Below are 22,255 nucleotides of genomic sequence, written 5' to 3' on the forward strand. Positions count from 1 at the left end.
GACTAGACTGCTGGAATTAATAAGTAGATGGAGAGGCGATCGCCAATTCCCGATCGGGGAGAGAAGTTTTCTCGGCTAGCATTCGCTCTACTTCTTCATCGGAAAGTTCCGCAAGACTCAGCAGCAATTGAGCGGTATTTTCAACGTTCTCTCGCTGCGCGGGATTTTCCACCAGGGCAGCGGCTTGCTCGGATGCCGTAGGCGACTCGAAGAAGGAGCGCAGGGGGACATCTACCCCGAAGGTGTCGCGCACGGCTGAGATGATTTGCGTTGCTAGTAGGGAGTGCCCTCCTAAATCGATAAAAAAGTTGTCGTGAATGCCGATTTTTTCCACTCCGAGTATTTCAGCCCAGATGCCTGTGAGAACTTTTTCAACCGGGGTGTTAGGCGCGACAAAGGTTTTCGGAAGGAAGGCAGCATCCGGTGCGGGAAGAGCTTTGCGGTCTACTTTTCCATTGGCAGATAGCGGCAGCGCCTCTAGCATGACAAAGGCAGACGGCAGCATATATTCGGGCAGCTTTTGGCTGAGAAATTGCCGCAATTCGCAAGTTTCTGGCGCTGCATTTTGTTGGGGAACCACATACGCTATTAACCGTTTCTGACTGCGATCTTCCCCGAATGCCGTTACTACACACGATCGCACTGCCTGGTGCTGGTTCAAAGCGGCTTCAATTTCTCCCGCCTCGATGCGGTATCCGCGAATTTTGATGCGGAAGTCTTCTCGCCCTAAAAATTCGATGTTGCCGTCAGGGAGGAAGCGCCCTAAATCTCCCGTTCGGTACAAGCGTTCGCCCGTGACGGGGTGCGTGACGAAGCTGGCGCGAGTTTTTTCTTCATTCCGCCAGTATCCTTTTGTCAGTCCCACTCCGGCACAGCACATCTCGCCGGCAACCCAGACGGGACAGTCTTCCAGCCTTTGATTCAAAATGTAATAGCGTGTATTGGCGATCGGCGATCCGTAGGGAATGCTGTTCCAAGAAGAATCAACAGTTTCTACCGGATACCAGATATTCCAAAGAGTAGTTTCGGTTGGCCCGCCGACACTGACAACGCGACATTCTTTGACGATCGCCCTTAACCTCTCAGGCAGCGTTATCGGTATCCAGTCTCCGCCGAGAAACGCCCAGCGCAAGCACTCCGGCAACACCTCAGAACGTGCGCCAGCGTAATCGAGCAGCATTTCCATCATCGGCGGAACCGAGTTCCAAATAGTGACGCGCTCTTTTACCATCAATTGAGCCCAGTGAGCGGGGTCTAGCCGTTGTGCGGCATCGGGAATGACGATCGCTCCCCCGGCCGCTAGGATGCCGAAGATATCGTAAACCGACATATCGTGGTGCAGTGCGGTGACTGCGATCGCGCGATCGCACTCGGCCACATTAAACACTTGGTTGGTCTGAGCGATCGCATTGACTGCACCGCGATGCGCGATCGCCACGCCTTTCGGCAAGCCTGTTGAGCCGGAAGTATAAATCACATAAGCTAAATCTTCCGGTTCCTGCACCGCCTCTAAAGCTTCGCTGCTTTCGGCAGCCAATTCGTCGTTATCGAGACAAATTCGCCGCACATTTTCCGGCCATTCCAGGCGCTGATTTAACTGAGATTGCGTCAAAACAATCTCAACTTCGCCATTTTCCAGCAAATACCACAGCCGCTCTTTTGGCAGCGCCGCATCTACGGGCAAATAAGCGGCGCCGGATGCGAGAATGCCCAGCACAGCGACGATTTGCTCCCATCCTTTTTCCATGACGACGGCAACCAACTGGTTAGGGCGAGCTCCCAGCTTCCGCAATCGGTGAGCTACTTGATTCGATCGCAGATATAGTTCCTCGTAGGTGAGGGTGCGCGTTGAAGTAATCACGGCGGATTGCTGCGATCGCGAGGCGACTTTCTGAGCAAACAACTCGTGCAGCAATACATCGGGAATGGCTGCTTCGATGCCCTTAGCGACTGGTTGCTGCTGCAACTGCGCCTCTTCTTGCCAAGCTGACTCCGAGCTTGCGAGGCGTTGCAACAGGCGGCAGTAGGCGTCAAACATATCGTCGATTAGCCCTTGGGGGAAGAGTTCTTCCACCGCATCCCAGTTCAAGAATAGAGTGCCGCCAGCTTCGCTGTACTGATTGTCTATCCAAACTTGGGGAGTTTGACCGACGACGTAAACAACCTCTCCGATTTCTGCGATCGCGCCCAGTATGGAAGAATCGCTTTGTCCGGCGTTATTCTGCGGATTAGTCGTGAATACCACTGGCATCGGTGCCGCCGATGTCATCCGGTGCAGTTGCGCCAATTCTCGCAAAACGCGCACGCCGCTGACGTACTGGTGCTCTAAATCGTGCCAAAGCTGCTGAGTCAGGCGTTTCGCCCGCACTTCAAAACTTTCTCGGCGCGAGTTGTCTACCTCCAGCAAAGTAAACGAGGCAAACTCGCCGATAATGTCGTTGACTTGCGGGTGCAGTAAAAGGCGATTGAAGCGCGGCACGTTGAGGGTAAACCGAGGGCTTTTGCTCCACAGGCTAAGAACTTCGGCATAAGCAGCCAGCAAAACGCCTGTCGGAGAAAGCGCCGATCGCGCGGCTCTGGCTTTAAGTTTTTTCCAGGTTTCCGGCTCTAACTGAGCGCTCCAGCGCTTGAAGCGAGGCTGTGTCAGGGAACTCGGATGCTTGGCTAAGGGGAGTTCGGGCGCTGGCGGCAGAGTGGCGAGGCGATTTTTCCAATACTCTAAAGATTGCTGGAAAAATGAGGAATCTTGGAGCGCGATCGCAGCTAAAACGTAGTCGCGGAATGACAGTTGCAAAGGCGCGTGAAGCGGAGCTATCCCGTAGGGAATCGCTGCGTTGGGATTGCGGTAAAACCTCACCAAATCTCCGAAGAGAATTTGATAGCTCCAACCGTCAATGCACAAGGCGTCAATGCTGACGTGCAAGCGGATGCGGCGATCGCGTATAAGCGAGGCGCGAATCTCGAAAAGCGGCCAGCGATCGAGCGGCAGCACTTGGTGAGACAGGGATTCGCGAATTGCTTCGAGTTGGGAATTCACCGCCTCTGGGCTTTGTCCGCGCAAATCTAATACTGGAATTGCATAAGCTGGCACTGTTTCTAAAATTTGCTGTTGCCCGTCTGGATGGACGATCGCGCGCAGCATATCGTGGCGTTCCACCACTCGCTGCCACGCCAGGCTAAACCGCTCTAAATCTATATCGTCGCCTTCAATTTCTACATAGCCGTGAATAGCGACATTCCCCATTTCAAAAAAGCTATTTCTCCCGATCCAGTAAGCCTGCTGCATTTCATTGAGCGGAAATGGTTCGTAGCGATTTTGAGGATCGGGGACGATTGCAGGCAGTTGCACAAGGGCGCGGGGTTCGATCGCCTGCTGCGCTTTAGCAATGGCGATCGCTTCTGCCAAACTTTCCACCGTCGGTGACTGAAACAAACTGCGTAGTGGCAACTCTACCTGAAACATTTCTCGGACTTTAGCAATCAGTTGGGTTGCTAGCAGGGAATGTCCTCCCAACTCAAAGAAATTGTCGCCAATTCCTATTTGTTTGACGCCGAGAACCTGACTCCAAATTTCAGCGAGTAACTGTTCTTCCCGAGTGCGAGGTGCAGAAGTTGCGTTTAATTCCGATCTTTCTACATCGAGCCCTCTGAGCGATCGCCGATCGATTTTTCCATTAGATGTTAAAGGCAGAGCCTCTAGCAGCACGAAGGCTGAAGGAATCATGTATTGTGGCAGCTTTTCTTTGAGAAAGCCACGCAGTTTGCTAATTAAAGATGGCTGCCCAGTGCTGAATTCTGAGCTAGAAACGATATAAGCCACCAAGCGGTTTTCGCCTGAATTATCCTCCCCAAGCAACACTACACTTTCCCGCACTTCTGGATGCTGGCTCAGTACCGCTTCAATCTCGCCCAGTTCAATTCGGAAACCGCGAATTTTGACTTGATTGTCGCTGCGGCCTACAAATTCAACCGTTCCATTTGGCAGGTAGCGGGCAACATCTCCTGTGTTGTACAACCGCGCCTCAATTTCCTCACAGAAGGGATTGGCAATAAACTTTTGGGCAGTTAGTTCGGGTAGGTTCAAATAGCCTCTGGATAAGCCAGCGCCGCCGATATAAAGTTGGCCCAAAACGCCTACAGGAACCGGCTGCAAATTTTCGTCCAGAATGTAGAGCTGGGTGTTAGGAAGAGGGCGACCAATCGGGATCGAACCGCGCTTTGATTCAACGGATTTTATCGGATGGATAGCTGTCCAGACAGTAGCTTCTGTGGGGCCGTAAAAGTTCCAAAGGGGGACGTTCCACTCAAGCAACTCAGAAGCGAGTTCTGCAGGCAAAGCTTCTCCGCCACACATAATTAGGCGCAGGCTCCATTTTGGCTCGCTATCTGCTGTTTTTTGAGCGTCAATCAGTTGGCGAATTGCTGAAGGAGTTTGATTGAGAATGGTAACTTGCTCGGAGCATAGCAATTGGTAAAAAGCGGAGGGCGATTGAGTCACTTCTAGAGGGACGATAACCAGCTTTCCGCCGTGAACAAGCGCTCCCCAAATTTCCCATACTGAGAAGTCGAAAGCGTAAGAATGAAAAACAGTCCAAGCGTCGCGCTCGCTAAAATTAAATACGGGGTAAGTGGCTGCAAAAAGATGAACGGCGCTGCGATGGTTGACTTGAACGCCCTTGGGTTTCCCTGTCGAACCTGACGTATAGATTACATAAGCAAGACAATCGGGCGTTACATCGCTCAAACAATTTTCTTTGCTTTCTTGCGCGATGTTTTCCCAGTCTGAATCAAGGAAAACTGCACTCAGCGCCCGATCGCGAATCTCCGGATCTAAATGCGACTGCGTCAGCAGCACTTGAACATTGGCATCCTCCAGCATGAAGCTCAAGCGTTCACTTGAATACGCCGGATCGAGCGGAACATAAGCGCCGCCAGCCTTAATAATTCCCAGCAATCCCACCACCATTTCTATGGAGCGATCGACATAAATTCCGACGCGGACTTCAGCTTTTACACCGAGTTTTTGCAGGTAGTGCGCGACTTGATTTGCTCGTTCATTCAGTTCGCGGTAGGTAAGTTTTTGGTCTTCAAATACGACTGCAATTGCATCGGAATTTCGATCGACCTGCGCTTCAAATAATTGGTGAATGGTGGAATCTTTTGGATAATCGACTTGCGTATTATTCCACTCGATTAGGAGTTGATGCCGATCGCGATCGCTCAACAATGGCAACTCTGAAATGCGCGTGTCGGCATTGCCGATAATTCCTTCCAGCAAAATCTGAAAATGCCCGTGCATCCGCGCGATCGTGCTGGGTTGGAACAGGTTGGTGCTGTACTCCCACGTCGCTATCAACCCCCGCTCAGTTTCTTCCAGAAATAGCATCAAGTCGAAATTAGCGGTTCCGGTATCAATTTCATGGGAATTTAATGTCAGCCCTGGCAATTCTAGAGTCTGCGTCAAGCCGTTTTGCAAGGCAAACCCCACTTGAAACAGTGGCGAGTAGCTCAAATCTCGCTCTGGCTGCAACTCCTCGACCAGCTTCTCAATCGGTACATCTTGATGCGCGTAAGCGCCTAATGCCACCTCTCGCACGCTCCTTAGCAACTCTCGAAAAGTCGGATTTCCATTTAAGTCAGACCGCAGCACTAAAGTATTGACAAAAAATCCAATTAATGATTCAATATCGCGGAGATTGCGGCTGGCGATGGGAGAGCCAACTAAAATATCTGTCTGCCCCGTGTAGCGATAAAGCAGCGTCTTGAAAGCTGCCAGCAATGTCATAAATAGGGTGGCTTTTTCTTGCTGGCCCAATTGGCCCAGCGCCAAGCTCAAATCTTTGGGCAACTCCCAAGTTTGTCTCGCACCTTGGAACGTTTGAACGGCGGGGCGAGGAAAGTCTGTTGGTAAATTTAGAATCGGCAAGCTGCCGCTTAACTGCTGCTTCCAGTAAGCCAGTTGCGTCTCTAATATTTCTCCTTGCAACTGCTGGCGCTGCCATGTGGCAAAGTCGGCGTATTGAATTGGCAGCGGGGAAAGCAAGGGTAAACGATCGCTAGAAAAAGCTTGATAAAATTCTGCCAACTCCCGGAGAAATACGCCTAGGGACCAACCATCAAAAATGATATGATGCACGGTTAGAAGTAAGACGTGTTCTGTTTCGCCCAGGCGCAGCAGTTTGGCGCGCAGCAGAGAGCTTTGCCCCAAGTCAAAGGGAGCTCGCGCTTCTTCCGCAGACAGCCTTTGCACCTCGGCCTGGCGATCGTCTGGAGAGCGATCGCTCAAATCTATCAGCGGCATTTGGAAATCGCCCGCAGCAGCGACAACCTGTATCGGTTGCCCTTCCACAGCGGCAAACGCAGTTCTCAAAATCTCGTGTCGCTCGATAATTTTCTCAATACTTTGCCTGAGTGCTTCTGCATTAAGTTGTCCTGTGATCCGAACTGCACCGCAGAGGTTATAAAAGGGGTTTCCTGGTTCCAATTGGTCAAAGAACCATAAGCGCTCTTGAGCAAAAGACAGGGGGATGTTTTGTAGGCGAGAAACTGCCTGAATAGACGCTATTTTCGGCGCTTCTGCCAATTTTTCTAAAATTTTTTCAGCCAGTTGAGCAAGGCTTAATTCCTGGAATAAGTCTTCTATTGATAAAGCTATTTTTAGATCGGTTTCGATCTGATTTTTAAATTCAAAGACCGCCAATGAATCCAAACCCAAGTTACTAAAACCCTGTGCTGATTGGATTTGAGAAATGCTGACTTTCAGCACCCTCGCTACCTGCTGTCGCAAATAGGTTTCTAACTGTGCCTGCTGTTCGGCTAACTCGGCTGTCAGCAGATTTTCTCGCGTGAGGCGATTCTCGATTTCCACCGAATCAGCTAACTCTAAAATGCTACTGACGACAACTTCCAATTTGTCAGCTAGAAAGTCAGCACAGGCGGCGCGACGTTGAATTTTACCACTGGTAGTTTTCGGAATGCTTCCCGGCTTAATCAGCACTACTCCATAGGCTTGTACTTCATATTCGATCGCAATGCGATCGCGGATGGCGCTGATAATTTCCTCGCTATTGGTCGGTGTTTTGCGAGATTCTATTTCTTGGACAATAACGAGTTGTTCAGTGTCGGCAATTTTTACGGAAAATGCTGCGTTAGCCCCCAACCGTAAAGTGGGGTAACTTTGCTCTGCCGTTCTTTCTATATCTTGGGGGTAAAGATTGCGACCTCGGATGATAATCAAATCTTTGAGTCGCCCTGTAATAAACAGTTCTCCGTCTCGTAAAAAGCCTAAATCTCCAGTTCGCAAAAATGGCCCTTCGCTGGTATCTGAAAGATATGCTTGAAAGGTTTTTTCTGTCTCTTCTGGGCGATTCCAATAGCCTCGCGTCACTGTTTCGCCAGCTACCCAAATTTCTCCGACTTCCTGCGGCTGGCATTGCGTCAGAGATTCGGGATTGACGATCGCAACTTTAGTGCCAAATTCAGGGAAACCGCAGCCGACTAAAGTTCTCGCGCCACGATCGCCTTCCAAAACTTCTACAATGTGATTATTTTCCAGCGCCCCCGCGTCAACAGGTAAGAAAGTCGGTGTTATTCCGCTGCAAACCGTGGCAATTTTTAGCGTGGTTTCTGCCATTCCGTAAGCAGGACAAAAGGCATCCGCGTGAAAACCGCAGGGTTCAAAAGCTTGGGTAAATCTCTCTAGGGTTTCTTTGTGGATGGGTTCTGCGCCGTTATAGGCGACGCGCCAACTACTCAAGTCGAGCATTTTTTCGCCATTGCCCAACATTTTGCTGATTTTGCTAGCACACAAGTCGTAAGCAAAATTTGGCCCGCCGCTGTGGGTAGCTTTGTAGCGCGAAATCGCTTCCAACCAGCACATTGGGTTCTGAATAAACGCCGCTGGTGGCATGAAGTAAGAGGGAATTCCCAGATACAAAGGTTTGAGCAATCCGTCTATTAACCCCATGTCGTGAAAGGGGGGAAGCCACGTTACGGCAACGCTTTCGGCATCGTGATCAAAGCCTCGGTGAATGTATTCGATGTTGTACAAAACGTTGGCGTGGCTCACCATTACGCCTTTGGGGGTGGAGGTTGAGCCGGAGGTGTACTGAAGATAAGCCACTTCGTTGGGATGGATGGGTGGCTGCTGCCACTTTTCGCCGTCATCGGCAAGCGCCTCTGCTGTCAGCCAGCGCATCGCTTTGAGTTCTGGCGCTTGATCGCATAGCTGCTCTAAATTTTCCAAGTGTCGCGCGGGTGCGATCGCAAGTGTTGCTCCTGCATCTTTGGCGATCGCACTAATTTTCGCTAAATTCCGTTTCAGCTTCGGCGGATAGAGGGGAACTGCGATCACTTTGGCGTACAAACATCCAAAAAAGGCGGCGAGATAGTCCAATCCTGGCGGGAAAAGCAGTAACGCTCGTTCGCCAGTGACTCCCAATGTCTGAAGTCGCGTGGCGTGCGATCGGGCGATCGCATCTAACTCTCGATAAGTCAAACTGGCGGTTTCAGTTTTTCCGTCTAACAGAAAAGTATATTTCTGCTCTGGTTGGTGTAATGCTCTGTTTTTTAGAAGTTCTACTAAATTGGTACAACTTTCGGTGAGTTGGTTTCCCTTAATGCTTGCGTCACTCATCGATTCTTTTTACCTATAAATCTTGTTTGCAGTACGCCAACCAGTTCCGCCCAATTCTTTCCACATAGACGTTCTGTGAACAGTTGTCGGGCGTTACGAGTCTCCCATCAGCGCGTTTGAGTCTTCAATTCGGGTATGAGCGCTTGTTTTCACGTTTTGTTGTCGATCGCGCTGTTCGGCAATGGCTCCGGGGCGATTTCAGTCCGCGCCAGCTTCGATATCAGCTTCAGGGGCTTTACGGCTATCGACTTTAAGCATAGTAGGCTAGATGATATTTATTGTCAAGAGTAGTTGAGAGAATTTATTGACTCCTCTCATTGCCTATATGACAATATTTTTTAACTTTTGCCATAGCATTTTAGGCGGTCGTTTGTCTAGCCCTGACAATAAACCATACTACGCAAGTGGTGTCCAAGGAAATAGAGGGGTGAGACCCCCTATCATGAGATGCAATAATTTTTCATTAGTTAACTCTTGACAGATGCAAGTGCTCTGTTATCTAATTAAGGCACTTTCTCATTAAGCGTCCAGCGACTACTTACTTTAACCGAGGAAGGTGCCAACCGTGGGCGATCGTCCAGAGCGCCACCGGACTGAGGAGTTCGCCCTCACGCGCCTGCTGTATTCCCAGACAAATGCCACTAGCGACGGGAGAATCGGATCGAACTGCGCCCGACAACTGGGCCGGATCTTCTGCACGTCAGTTTCAAGAGGCACACAAGAGCAGTAACGCTGCCACAAATCATGTTGTGCAAGCAACGCAAACCACATATCCGAAGTTCCATTAATTGTTGATTTAAGAGTAATGAACAGATCGCAGAAATTACTAAGTAGCCTTGGGCTGGCAGGAGTCGTGTCGGCGGTAGTCGCTCAGTCGGCGTGCGCTTCCAACATCGCGCAAGTGACGGGCGTTCGCCTCAACCCCACGTCAGAAGGCATTGAAATCATCCTAGACACTGAAGATGGAAGACCCCTGCAAGTCTTCACCACCACCTTTGGCGAAACTTTACAAATTGATGCCATCACCGCTCAACTGCGACTACCGGGGGGAAATGAGTTTCGTCAAGACAAACCGGCTGCGGGAATTGCTTCTGTCACCGTTACTCCTTTAGATAACAACAGCATCCGAATCAGAGTCATTGGCGAGAGGGGTCAACCAGTGGCACGGGTGATTCCTAACGCTGCAGGTCTGATTCTCAGCTTAAAACCCACCTCGCAGATGACTGCTCGCCCGCCTGCACCGGCTCCTACAACACAGCCACCTGGGACACCCGGAGAACCCTTGCCACCGACCGGGCAGCAGGTAGAGATACCCGGAGAACCCTTACCGCCTACAGCGCAGCCACCTGGGACACCCGGAGAACCCTTACCGCCTACAGCGCAGCCACCTGGGACACCCGGAGAACCCTTACCGCCTACAGCGCAGCCGCCAGGAACGCCCGGAGAACCCTTACCGCCTACAGCGCAGCCACCTGGGACACCCGGAGAACCCTTGCCGCCGACAGCGCAGCCACCTGGGACACCACAGCCGGGGAGAGACCCGATTGAAATCGTCGTCACTGCAACACGAACCTCAGAAAGAGTGTCAAACGTGCCGCGCTCTATAACGGTGATAGACTCAGAAGAACTTCAGCGGGACACAGGGGCATCGAGAAATGTCGGGGAAGCTCTGGCAAATCAGGTTCCCGGTTTCGCGCCGCCGACTCAAACTACGAGCACTTATGGTCAAACTTTGCGGGGTCGCAACGTTTCCGTTCTGATTGACGGCGTGCCGCAAACGACCAATCTTCAATCTTTTGTCAGGGATTTTAGAAACATCGATCCCAGTGCGATCGAACGTATTGAAGTAGTGCGGGGGTCTACCGCAATCTACGGCGCTCAGGCTACAGGTGGCGTGGTTAATATTATTACTCGTCGGCCAACTGAGGAAAGGCTAACTGGTGTTACTGAAGTGGGCGTCAGTAGCGCTTTAACAAACACAAGAGATGCTTTAGGCTTTAACGCTCAGCAGACAATTTCTGGCCGAAGTGGCAATTTCGATATGACGGGCACTGTGTCGCTCGCCAGAAGTGGAGCTTTTTACGATGCCAAAGGCGATCGTATTCCCTTTTTTGAACTCGGCGGAGATAGCAGCACCCTCTTCAACGTGATGGGCAAAGTCGGGGTAGATTTGGACACCCAACAGCGGCTGCAACTAACTGTCAATCACTATCGGGAAACTCAAGATCCCAATGTAATTCCCGACTTTAGTGTTGACGAACAGGAAGGACGGCAAAAAGCCCGCGCCATCCGAACCGGAAATTTGGATATTGACGGGGTAACACCGGGAAATAGGAATACACAGCTCAACTTAAGTTACACCAACCAAAACCTTTTTGGCAGCAGCCTTCAAAGTCAAATTTACTATCGAACGCATTCCAATGTAGGTGTTCCTTCAGATTACCGCACGTCCGATTTCTTTGGGCCGTTTGTCGGCGTTACTCGTTCGCGCACCAACACCGAACAAATAGGAGGAAGGCTTGCGATCAACACTCCTTTATCGCGTGCCGAAAATCTTCGATTAACTTGGGGATCTGACTATGTTACTGAAGATAGCAGACAGCGTTTCGACCTGTACGACCCGGAGAGATTTGACGCAAGTGGCGGCCGGGTTTACCGGAAAATCTCCGAGCGTCCTTTCGTCCCTCCTTACACTTTCAACAGCCTTGGCTTTTTCGGTCAAATGGAATGGAATATTGACGATATCCTCATTCTAAGTGGTGGGATACGTCACGAACGCCTCGGGTTAAACGTCAATGATTATACCACTTTTAATGAGCGCCAGATCGAAGGAGGCGATCGCAAATTTAACGCCACCCTATTTAATACAGGGGCTGTCTATAAAATTACTGACAACTTCAACATATTTGGCAACTTTTCTCAAGGTTTCTCAGTTCCAGATTTCGGCCGCATCCTCCGCCAACCCCCCGACGATTTTGTCGGAATTGAATCTTCGTTAGAAGTAACTCAACCGCAAAAAGTCAACAGCTACGAAATTGGCATTCGAGGAGGGTGGCAATCCGTGCAAATGTCGCTTGCCGCTTTTTACAATACCTCCGATCTAGGAGTCCGTTTTACACCAGTTGGTAACACAGGCCGCCTGGAACTACAGCGCTCCCCAGAACGCATTTATGGCTTAGAAGGAACTGTGGATTGGCAACCTGCACAAGCATGGTCGCTCGGCGGGACTGCTACTTATATTCAAGGCGAATATGAGGACGAAAACAGTTACCTCGCCCTCGATAGCAGCCGAATTCCACCACTCAAGCTAACAGCTTATGTTCAAAACGAAACTTTGCCGGGATGGAACAATCGGTTACAGTTATTATATTCTGGAAATCGCGATCGGGCATTCAAAGACGGCTCGGATGGCGGCCCGATTAGCAGCTATCTCACACTGGATTACATCAGCGCGGTTAAAATTGGCTCTGGGCTGCTAGAAGTCAAAGTCGAGAATTTATTGAATAATCAATATTTTCCCGTGATCTCGCAATACTCCGCTGGATTTGAATCGGACAGCTCTAATTATGCAGGCAGAGGTTTGACTCTCAGTGTTAATTACCGCCTTAACTGGTAATTACAGCAGATTGCAGGTTTATGAGGTAGATTCAATATCCCCGTAGGGACACTCCAAGAACCCATTGGTGTCAATTTAAGCTGTTAGTCCGCTAGTCCTCGCGCCCACACGCTAGTCCGCCAGGGGTTGAAACCCCTGTCTAATAGCTAAAGTCCTCTCAAGAGGATTAATGAGTTGAGAAGTGTTTTTCTCAGTCCTCATAGCGAGGACTTTAGCTTTGAGACAGGGATTTCATTCCCTGTCGGACTATCGGTTTTACCTTAATGAGAACAGTTAACGGCTTTGAGAAAAATTTCGAGATGAAGTTCCGCAAACTCGCATTCAAACTGCACTTGTATTTGGGGTTAGTGGTAGGAATATTTCTAGCAGTAATTGCTTTAACGGGTAGCTTGCTGGTTTTCGGGCCCGAAATCGAGCGGTTCTTCAATCCCCAACTCCTGCAAGTCATTCCTCAATCCGAACAGATACCGCTGGAAAATGTCCTGCAAATTGTCGAAAAAGCTTATCCGCAAAATCAAGCTCTTAGTATCTTGCTGCCGCGATCAGCGAAGGAAGTTTGCCAAGTTTGGATGCTGTCAAAGAATGAGGAAACAGTTAGGGTTTATGTCAATCCTTACAGCGGAGAAATTACGGGTGCGCGTTTAGGTAAACAAACTTTTACAGGTTTAATTTTGACGTTACACGCGGAATTAGCGGGAGGAGAATTCGGTCATCTTGTTGTCGGTATTTGCGGTCTAGTAATGCTAGGACTAACTTTTAGTGGCTTGGTATTGTGGACGGGTTGGCGCAATTTGGCTCGCGGATTTTCTATTAATTGGCAAGCTCACTGGCAGCGGACTGTATTTGATTTACATAACGTTTCGGGCATTGTATCGGTTGCTTTTATCATACTAATCTCTGCTACAGGGACAGCGATAATTTTTTACACGCCGGTTGAATCGGCTCTGTATTGGCTAACGAATGAAAAGCCACAGCCAGCATTGACTTCTCATCCCCACTCTAGCAGTTCGAGGCAAAACCTTGACGAAATCTTACACCAAGTTAATACCGTTTGGCCGGAAGCTACAACCACTTTTATTTCTCTGCCTTTGAAGCCTGAAGCCATTTTTAAAGTACGGAAAAAATTTCCCAATGAGCCGCACCCAAACGGGATTAGCACCATTTATCTCGACCAATATAGTGGCAAAATATTGCAGGCTGACAGTGTAAATTCAGCTTCTGTAGCAAATCGAATTCTCAACTCGCTTTATCCGCTACATATTGGCAGCTATGGCGGAATTTACTTGCGACTTGTACACGCGATCACAGGATTAGCAGCGATTGTACTGTTTGTTACGGGCGTACTAATGTGGCGGCAGCGGCACTTGGCAAAATTTTACCGCAAGGAGGCGAGACAGCAATATGAAGAATTATCTCCACTTAGCCAGCAATGGCCTTGGTTTTAAGGAGAGCGGCGTGCGGTTGGATGCGGGTGTCATTCTCCTGCCTAAAAGCCCCGATTCTCTGAATTTTAAATTCTATCAATCGCCTATTTAATGCAAAAATTTATTCAACTCTGGCTGGGACAAACTGCTTCGATGATTGGCAGCGCTATGTCCGCGTTTGCGCTGACTATTTGGATTTGGGAGTCCACCAGTCAAGCGACGGCTTTGGCTTTGTTGATGTTTTTTACTCAATTGCCGCGCATCTTGCTTGCTCCGGTTGCTGGCATTCTCGTCGATCGCTGGAATCGAAAATTTTTGATGGGGATCGGTGATGCGGTTTCAGCTTTGTTAACGCTCACTATCCTATTACTTTATATCAGCCAAAACCTGCAAATATGGCATATATATGTAGCGGCTGCGATTAACGGAATTTTTGACCAACTTCAGCAGTTAGCTTACTCAGCAGCGATCGCCACAATGATGCCCGAAAAGCATTACAGCCGCGCTAGCAGTTTAAGTTTTTTGGCAAATTACGGCGCAAGTATTATTGCTCCGACGCTGGCGGGGATTCTCTATTCTGCGATCGGGTTGAGCGGGATTTTTACGATCGACCTGGCAACTTTTACAATTGCGATCGCCACGCTAGTATGTGTCAAAATACCACAGCCCGCGATCGCGCCAGCGTTGCGGAGCAATATCGCCTCCAATCCCCAGCCGACTCGCCCCCACCTGTTGCAAGAACTCAGCTTCGGATTCCGCTACATCGTCCAGCGTCCCAACCTACTTGCCTTGCTGGTGTCCCTTTCGCTATTCTGGTTCGCTCACGACATCGGCGCGGCCCTGTACTCACCGATGATACTGGCACGCACCGGCAACAATGCCAGAATCCTCGGTACTATCCTTTCAGCCGCCGGCGCAGGCGGCGTTTTAGGAGCATCAATCGTCAGTATTTGGGGCGGCCCCAAACGTCGAATCCGGGGCTTTCTGCTCGGCATGGCAGGCGCGGGCTTGAGTAAAATAGTCTTGGCTTTCGGTCAGGCGCTTTCCATCTGGATTCCCGCTCAATTTTGTTCGTCTTTCAATTTCCCCATCCTCGGCAGTTCCAACGAGGCAATCTGGTTGGCGAAAGTCGCACCAGAAGTACAGGGCCGCGTTTTTGCTACCAGAGCAGTCATCGTACAATTGGCATCAGCGATCGGTCTATTGATCGCAGGCCCACTTGCCGATCGCGTCTTTGAACCCGCCATGCAACCGGGAGGTTTTTTAGCAGCTATTTTTGGCCCAATTATCGGGACAGGTGCCGGTGCTGGCATGGCTTTGTTATACGCTATCTCCGCCCTGGGCTTATTCCTCGTTGCAGTCAGTGGGTATGCTTCCCGACAGTTGCGCGATGGCTAGAGGACGAGAAAGGTAAAAGGAGTGTCAAAGTTTCTGGCGCGAACTCAGGTGAGCTTCAATTTCCGATCGCGATCGCCATACAGGGCGCAATTCCTTGCGAGCAAAAAGCTGCAACTGATCGCCGACGTGGGGTGAACCAGGTTGAGTGGCGTTGCCGTAACTGTTTAGCGCCATCGCTTTCACCGGATTGGAGAACTCAATCGCAGCGACAAAAGAATCGCCGGCAACCGCTTGAAAGCGATCGTCCTTGCCAGGAGCGAACCATACTGAGCGAAATACACCCAAAGCACCGTCAGCTCCATTTGCAGGCAGATTCGCCACCCCAGGCAATCGGAAGACTTCCCCCCATGCCACATCTAACGCGCCATAAGTTACCTCAACTTTGGTTGCTGCCGCTTCCAGCACCCGCAACGCCTCCGCAGGATTTGCCAACCCGTCTGGCGTCGTTAGCGGCGCATCTTCGCTCCAAGGTTTAGCGAATAACTCATCGGCATCCATCGCTTTTTTCCAAAAGGCAAACAGCACCGCACCGCGACTGTCAGCATCGACTTTCCGATCCCAAGTGGCGAGAACTTCCGCAGCGCGGCGCGCTTTTTCACTGCCTTGCCGTGCGGCGGGAATTAAATCATCAAGGAGGCGATCGGCGAGTTCTACCTGAGTAGAATGTTTGTATTGCATCAATTCATCGAAAGAGATTTTGTCATCTTCTAAGAGCATTTTTGCCGATCGCTGCGATCGCAAATCCATCGGGCCGCGCGGTGCCATGTAGGCGGGATAATTATCGGGTGCGATCGCGCTGGGAAACGTCGTTGTCCAAGGCGGATCGTTGGTATTTTGCAACCAACCGCTGGGCGGATCGACAACGCGCGGCAAATCCGCATAGGGATGATTTTTACTCCACAAAGTCTCTGAGGTATTGCCTGCGATCGTGCCTGACCAGTATTTAAAATCTCCTTTTTTGCGTATGGGGACTTGACCGTTAAACAAGTGCATGATATGCCCCTCACGATCGGCATACATGACGGTAAACATGGGAATTTCCAAGCGCTTTAAAGCAGCTTCAAATTCAGAAAAATTCTTGGATCGTGCCATATCCCACCACTGCTGAAGGGCTGCGGATTTATCGAGCCCGACAACGCGCAGGGCGATCGCTTTGCCCTGTTTTTCTGTGATAATCGGCCCGTGAACAGAACGCCGCACGACTAGAGATTCCGATCGCAAATTTCCATTCTTTTCTTTGACTTTTAAAACCTTCTCTTCTCTGTCAAATTTTCGGACTTCGCCATCGAAGCGATAACCATCGTTAGCGAGAGGCAATTCATAGGCATCCCAGCCATCGTGAGTGTTGACAGTATGAGTCCATCCCAAGTTGTCATTAAAGGCGATCGTTAATACAGGAAATCCGACGAGAGTCGCTCCGTAAGCGTTAATTTCTGGGCCAATCAGTTGCGCTTCGTACCATAAATATAAATCCGACCAAGGAAGGTGAGGATTTGCCAATAGCATAGCATTGCCACTTTCAGAGCGCGAAGGAGCGATCGCCCAACCATTAGAGCCTTTGGGGGTGTCATTTTCAGCGAGTTCTTCAAGGCGCTCTGGCTCGACTATAAAAGTAAAATTGATGACACGTTGCGCGTGTGCCAATACATCTACCGGTTTGAGAGGCAATGCTATCTTTAATTCTTGGGTGAGCGCCTCTGGGTGTTCTTTTGCATAGGCATTCATTCCGCCAACAAAAGCATCGAGATAGTTGCGAAAAATGGGATTTTGTGATTCATACCACGCATTAGCGCGATTAGGAATTCCCATAGTTTGCACCCAGCGATCGGATTCCAGATAATCTTCGCCCCAAAACTCGGCAGCTTGCCCGCGAGCTTGTCCATAAAGACGCAAAATCAGATTACCGTGACTTTGCATCTGCGCCCACCCAAAAGCGTAGAAAAGGCTTTTACTATTTTCTCCGTAAATATGTGGAATTCCATAGGTATCCCAAAGAATTTGAGTGCCGGTTTGAGGCGAGGATTGAACCCCATTATTTAGAAGCAAAACTAAAATAAAACTCATCAATAACGAGACAATCCGCAGGCATTGTTTTTTTAGTTGTAGAAACACTGGAAATTAATTGGCTAGGGTTAAACTGAGACATTGCAGCCTTTTCAACAAGCTGCATGAACAAAACGCCGAGGATTTAAATTCCTTTTATGGAGCACAAGGGAGAAAACTATAGAAATCCTAAATCATTTGTGAATTTCTTACTCCCTCCCCTTGATAAGGAGAGGGTTGGGGCGGGGTCAAAATTTTACGACTCATTTAGAATTGCTATATACCCAATCCGATGCCCAAAAACGTAACCTATCTGCGTCCATCTGCGTCCATCTGCGGTTAAAAAAATACCACCTCTTCGAGAATTCCATAAAATCCGAAAAAACACCCTGTGTAAATAGGATGTGAAATTAAAAGCCCTCCCCTAACCTCACCAAATTGAAAAGCGCTATAAAACGCCTGTGTGTCGGCCCTAAAGCGCATTAATTTCATTGGTGAGGAGGGGGGGAAACAAGTAGGGCGAGATAGGTTATAAGGTTATTTTTTAATTTGACCTTGTTGCCAATTTCCTTCTACTTTCGTTCCATCTGCATAAATGTAGGAACCTTGCCCGTGTTTCTGACCGTTGAGGAATTCACCTTGATAGCGATCGCCATTGGCGTAAATGCAAGTACCTTTGCCGTTGAACTGACCATCGGTAAATTCGCCTTCGCAGCGATCGCCATTCTTAAAAACGTAAACTCCTTTCCCGCTCATCTTACCCTTGACAAAAGTGCCTTTATAGCTATCTCCATTGGCGAACTCACGGACACCTTCACCACTAAATTCTCCATTGTCAAACGGCCCTTGATAACGTCCCCCTTCTTTAAAAGTAAACAGCCCCTGACCTTGAATGTTGCCCTTCACAAACTCTCCTTCATAGCGGTTGCCGTTCTGATATTCGCGAACCCCTTTACCGTGAAACTGCCCTTCACTAAATTGCCCCTCATAACGACCTCCTTCAGCAAAGGTATAAATTCCCTGCCCGTTAGGCACATTATTCAGCAACTCTCCTTCGTAGCGGTTCTTATTAGCATATTGACAGACGCCTTTGCCGTTAATTTTTCCTTCTTTAATATCTCCTTCGCACCGAGTGCCATTACTGAACGTAAAAGCCCCCCGACCGCTGGGAGAACCATTGCTAAAAGAGCCTTCGTAACGAATGCCGTTAGTTGAGGTAAAAGTGCCTGTACCGTCGAACTCACCGTTTTTAAAAGTGCCTTCGTAGCGGTTGCCGTTAGCAAATTCGCGGACACCTTTACCGTTGAATTCCCCATCCCCAAATTCTCCTTGGTATCGACCTTCTTCTTTAAAGGTATAGATGCCTTGACCGTGAGGTTTGCCGTTGAGAAATTGGCCTTCGTAGCGATCGCCGTTGGCATATTGACAAATGCCGGGCCCGCTGAGTTTTCCCTCACTCAATTCTCCCTCGCAACGTCCGCCATCGGGTAAAGTAATTACTCCTGCCATTGCGCTGTGAGGGTTGGCAAACAACAAAGCCATTCCCAAGTTGGAACCAAGTAAGAGAGCGAGTCCCACTCGCTGAAGTTTACTTAATATTGCTGACGACATTCCCAAATTCATAATTCACAAAAAATTCAATTTTTAACTTTGCTATTTCTTGGACGGTGCTATAGAATTCCCAGCCAAATTGCTAGAGTCTCAAAAAAATCCCTAGTCAGTGAGCCGGAAGGTAATGGATGCTCTTTCTCCTTGAATGCCACTCTCTGATGAGGCAAGTTTCCATTTTTCTACTGCTTTAATCGCTGCCTTATTCAAGTCGTTGTATTTGCTAGGAGTCGAGATCTTGATGTTGAATGGCTTACCGTTGGGGTCAATGTCAAACACGACTTCCACTTCGCCTTGCCGCCCTTCTTCTCTGGCTGCGCTCGGATATTCAGGTCTACCGCAGCTAATGCAAGTGTCGGGAAGCCGACCGGAAGGGCCTGAAGGACTCCTCCCTCTTCCTGGATTTGTCGGTTTCGGCACTGGCCCGGAACCGCTGCCAAATGGCCCTGACGAACCCCCGCCGCCATTTCCACCCCCACCGGGTGATGAGTTCGATGCACTTCCAACCGGGCTACCAGAGGAGGGGAGGTTTCCTACATCTCCGATCGCATTTCCAGAATTTCCGCCACCTCCTGGCCTGGTAGCTGTGACTGGTGAGCCAGCCGCAGGCGATCGGGGCGATCGCCCCGAACCAGTCGCAAATGGATCTGAGGAAGGTATGTTGCCATTTTCGCTGGCACCGGATGGTGAGTTGGACGCACTTGCTCCGGGGCTATCAGAGGAGGAGGGGTTTGTGAGATCCCCGATCGCATTTCCAGATTTACTACTGCCTCCTGGCCTAGTAGCTGTGACTGGTGGGCCAGCCGCGGGCGATCGCGCCAATGGCCCGGAAGAAGGATTTAATGGCTGTGAGGAAGGCTCCCCGCTACCCGCCGAAGCAGATGACGAGAGCGGGTTATTTTTTTCAGGGCTGTCGGAGGAGTTGGGATTTCCAGCATCTTTTGTAAAGTCTGGGAGACTCGCAGCACCCTTGGGGCGGGAGTCGCTAACGGGTGGTTCGCTTTTTGGAGGATCGGGCGAAGGGGTTTCGGGTTCCTGGGCGATCGGGGTTTTAGGAGTTTCTGGGGACTTTAAATCCTGTTGAGGTGCGGGGGAAGGCTCGATAGGAGTTGGCGGTGGCGTTACCGCTACGGGTGGCTCCTCTGGAATCGGCGGTGGAGTTACCGCTACGGGTGGCTCCTCTGGAATCGGCGGTGGCGTTACCGCTACGGGTGGCTCCTCTGGAATCGGCGGTGGCGTTACCGCTACGGGTGACTCCTCTGGAATCGGCGGTGGCGTTGCGGCTACGGGTGACTCCTCTGGGGGAGTTGGCTCTGCTGGCGGTTCTGGTTTGAACGTCTCAGGTGGGGGAGATACCTTTTCTGGAATAGTCGGCTCTGGCTGGGTTTCCTCTACTTTGGGCTCATCAAGCACAACAACTTCAATGGGTTCCTCTGCAAATTCAGCAGGTTTAACCAAGTTGAGGCTCAACGGCAGCGCGACACCGTGCAGGAAGCTTGAGGCTAACAGACTGATCGCCAGAACTTTTTTGAGAGCTTCTTCTTGTTGTTGTCTTTGCGTCGCCGAAATATTTGAAAAACTCATGCCTTATGACTCTCCTTGATGGATGGGTTGGCAACGTCCTCGCTGGCTCCCCGACATAACCCGAAACAAGCTACCAACTGCTGGTTGAGCTTGCTATCACTGATGAACCTACCCATCCTATAAGAAGACTGTCACCCTGTTCAAGACTCTTGCAATTAATTTTCATTATTTAATTTTGAGATAGCGACTAGACGCTACCAATCAGCATTTCCTTTGGGGGCGTCTACCTTGCTCTTATGGGCGCTGTCAATATTCTGATTCTGCTAGGGGAAGGTTCACAAATGCCTTAAATACAATACTCTAGCCCGTAATCTACCAACAAATTTCCACATTCTCAAGATTTTCATGTATTTTGTAAATAACTAAAATTGATTTTGTTTTCTTTGTCGATAGGTTATTTTTATGTATAAACGTGGGTCATGACTTGACAAACCCTGAATTTTGTGGAAACCTAGTTGAGAATCTTTTAAATTATTGAAGATTATTGTCAAGTCCTAACGCAAATATTTAGCAAAGAAGCACTGGCAGAACAATCTGTCGCGATCTCGGTCGGGATCACATTAGGAGCATTTTGGGTACAGACGAAGATAGTCACATACAGGTAGTGCGTTTGTGCGATCGCGATCGCGATCGCGCTTGAGTGAAACAATTCGCAGCCTGAATCACTTGTGCCGACTTGACGCAGAAACTCTACCAGCCTTCTCACGGGCTAATTGCACCATTAGGCAGCTTGCGATCACTCAACACAGCTAACGAGAATACAAACTAATGGATAATTTCATTTACATTTTTCGCGCTGGGGGCATTGTTTCTTGGCCGCTGCTTGCCTCGTCAATCGCAGCAGTCGCACTGATTTTAGAGCGTCTTGTCTTTTGGTTTAAAGTGAATCGGCGACAGCGGCGGGTCGTCCGGGAAGTGCTAAAACTTTACACTCAAAACCCGGATTCCGCCATCAAAAAGTTACAAGTAAACGCTGATTTGCCCTTAGCCCGAATTTTTTTGGAAGCATTAGAATTAGACTCGCCCAACATCGAAGAATTTTGTTTGGTTTTAGAGAGTGCAGCTCAGGCAGAAATCCCCGTTTTGAAGCGATTCAATACAATATTTGACACCATTATCACCCTCTCCCCGCTATTTGGGTTGCTCGGAACAGTTTTGGGCTTAATTACCACCTTTGACTCCCTCAAACTGGGAGATGCTGCAGGCACCAATGCCGCGGGCGTTACCGGGGGGATTAGCGAAGCCCTCGTTTCTACGGCAATGGGGTTAGTGGTGGCAATCTTTACACTCTTATTTGCCAATATGTTTCGCGGGTTTTACTTACAGCAGATTGCTTTTATTCAGGAAGCCGGAGGCCAGCTAGAGCTATTGTACCGTCACCACTACGAAAAACTACCAAGAGAATCTAATTATGCGCCTACCCGATGAACCTGAGAGTATTGCCCAGATTAACATCGTGCCACTGATTGATGTAACCTTCGCCATATTGACGTTTTTCATTGTTTCCTCTTTGTCTTTATCCAAATCCGAAGGTCTGCCCGTAAATTTACCGAAAGCAGCAACCTCTCAAGTTCAGGACTCGCCTTCTAAAATTACCGTCACCATTGATCCTAATGGAAAATTAATGGTTGATAAAAAGTCAGTCAACTTAGACCAGATTGAGAGTACGGTGCGGCAGACGATGGGGTCAAATCAGAACTCATTAATTGTGCTGAATGCGGATAAAAGCGTCAATCACGGAAATGTGGTGGAAGTTATGGATCGATTACGCCGAATTAAGGGAGCTAAGTTAGGGATTGCTACCGCAAAGTAGAGAGTTCCTATAATTACTAATTTTGATTGTCCTCACACCCTTAAACAGGAATTACCCCGTGAAAATTTACGAAAAAAGCCTGTAAGCCTAATTAAAAGCTAGTCCTGCATAGTCTGTATGATTCAGGACTTTAT

General features: G+C 49.4%; 11 protein-coding genes. 5 read left to right on the forward strand and 6 right to left on the reverse strand.

The window, feature by feature from the left end:
* Nucleotides 1-16: 16 nt before the first annotated feature.
* The gene (locus QUA34_RS06795) at nt 17-8,635 is read right to left on the reverse strand and encodes an amino acid adenylation domain-containing protein (RefSeq protein ID WP_333385126.1); all 8,619 of its coding nucleotides are present in this window, start codon (nt 8,633-8,635) and stop codon (nt 17-19) included.
* A gap of 538 nt (nt 8,636-9,173) precedes the next feature.
* Nucleotides 9,174-9,314: a hypothetical protein gene (locus tag QUA34_RS06800; protein ID WP_333322894.1), complete on the reverse strand. Its 141-nt coding sequence runs from the start codon at nt 9,312-9,314 to the stop codon at nt 9,174-9,176.
* Between the two features lie 126 nt (nt 9,315-9,440).
* Here QUA34_RS06800 and QUA34_RS06805 point away from each other — a divergent pair, with 126 nt between their 5' ends.
* The 3 genes from QUA34_RS06805 (at nt 9,441) to QUA34_RS06815 (ending at nt 15,073) form a co-directional block, all read left to right on the forward strand.
* A complete protein-coding gene (locus QUA34_RS06805; protein WP_333322893.1) occupies nt 9,441-12,251 on the forward strand; it encodes a TonB-dependent receptor domain-containing protein in 2,811 nt (936 codons plus the stop codon).
* Between the two features lie 263 nt (nt 12,252-12,514).
* Nucleotides 12,515-13,696 carry a PepSY-associated TM helix domain-containing protein gene (locus tag QUA34_RS06810; protein WP_333385129.1) on the forward strand — a complete coding sequence of 394 codons (1,182 nt, stop codon included), beginning with the start codon at nt 12,515-12,517 and terminating at the stop codon, nt 13,694-13,696.
* A 90-nt stretch (nt 13,697-13,786) separates the two neighbouring features.
* On the forward strand, nt 13,787-15,073 hold the full coding sequence (locus tag QUA34_RS06815; protein ID WP_333385132.1) for an MFS transporter: 1,287 nt from the start codon (nt 13,787-13,789) through the stop codon (nt 15,071-15,073).
* A 24-nt stretch (nt 15,074-15,097) separates the two neighbouring features.
* Here the strand turns inward: QUA34_RS06815 and QUA34_RS06820 are convergent, their stop codons facing one another.
* The 4 genes from QUA34_RS06820 to QUA34_RS06835 form a co-directional block, all read right to left on the reverse strand.
* Nucleotides 15,098-17,137 carry an acylase gene (locus tag QUA34_RS06820; RefSeq protein ID WP_333385135.1) on the reverse strand — a complete coding sequence of 680 codons (2,040 nt, stop codon included), beginning with the start codon at nt 17,135-17,137 and terminating at the stop codon, nt 15,098-15,100.
* A gap of 516 nt (nt 17,138-17,653) precedes the next feature.
* Entirely contained in the window at nt 17,654-18,727 is a 1,074-nt protein-coding gene (locus QUA34_RS06825; RefSeq protein ID WP_333385138.1) for a hypothetical protein, read from the reverse strand.
* Between the two features lie 102 nt (nt 18,728-18,829).
* The gene (locus QUA34_RS06830; protein ID WP_333385141.1) at nt 18,830-20,308 is read right to left on the reverse strand and encodes a TonB family protein; all 1,479 of its coding nucleotides are present in this window, start codon (nt 20,306-20,308) and stop codon (nt 18,830-18,832) included.
* 487 nt (nt 20,309-20,795) lie between these two features.
* A complete protein-coding gene (locus QUA34_RS06835) occupies nt 20,796-21,014 on the reverse strand; it encodes a hypothetical protein (RefSeq protein WP_333322883.1) in 219 nt (72 codons plus the stop codon).
* Between the two features lie 62 nt (nt 21,015-21,076).
* Here QUA34_RS06835 and QUA34_RS06840 point away from each other — a divergent pair, with 62 nt between their 5' ends.
* Both QUA34_RS06840 and QUA34_RS06845 read left to right on the forward strand, forming a co-directional pair.
* Entirely contained in the window at nt 21,077-21,736 is a 660-nt protein-coding gene (locus QUA34_RS06840; protein WP_333082117.1) for a MotA/TolQ/ExbB proton channel family protein, read from the forward strand.
* Nucleotides 21,720-22,121: a biopolymer transporter ExbD gene (locus QUA34_RS06845; RefSeq protein ID WP_333385145.1), complete on the forward strand. Its 402-nt coding sequence runs from the start codon at nt 21,720-21,722 to the stop codon at nt 22,119-22,121. Before QUA34_RS06840 ends, QUA34_RS06845 begins: the two co-directional genes overlap by 17 nt.
* The last annotated feature ends 134 nt before the right edge of the window (nt 22,122-22,255 follow it).

This window comes from Microcoleus sp. POL10_C6 (assembly GCF_036701585.1).
GTDB lineage: Bacteria > Cyanobacteriota > Cyanobacteriia > Cyanobacteriales > Microcoleaceae > Microcoleus.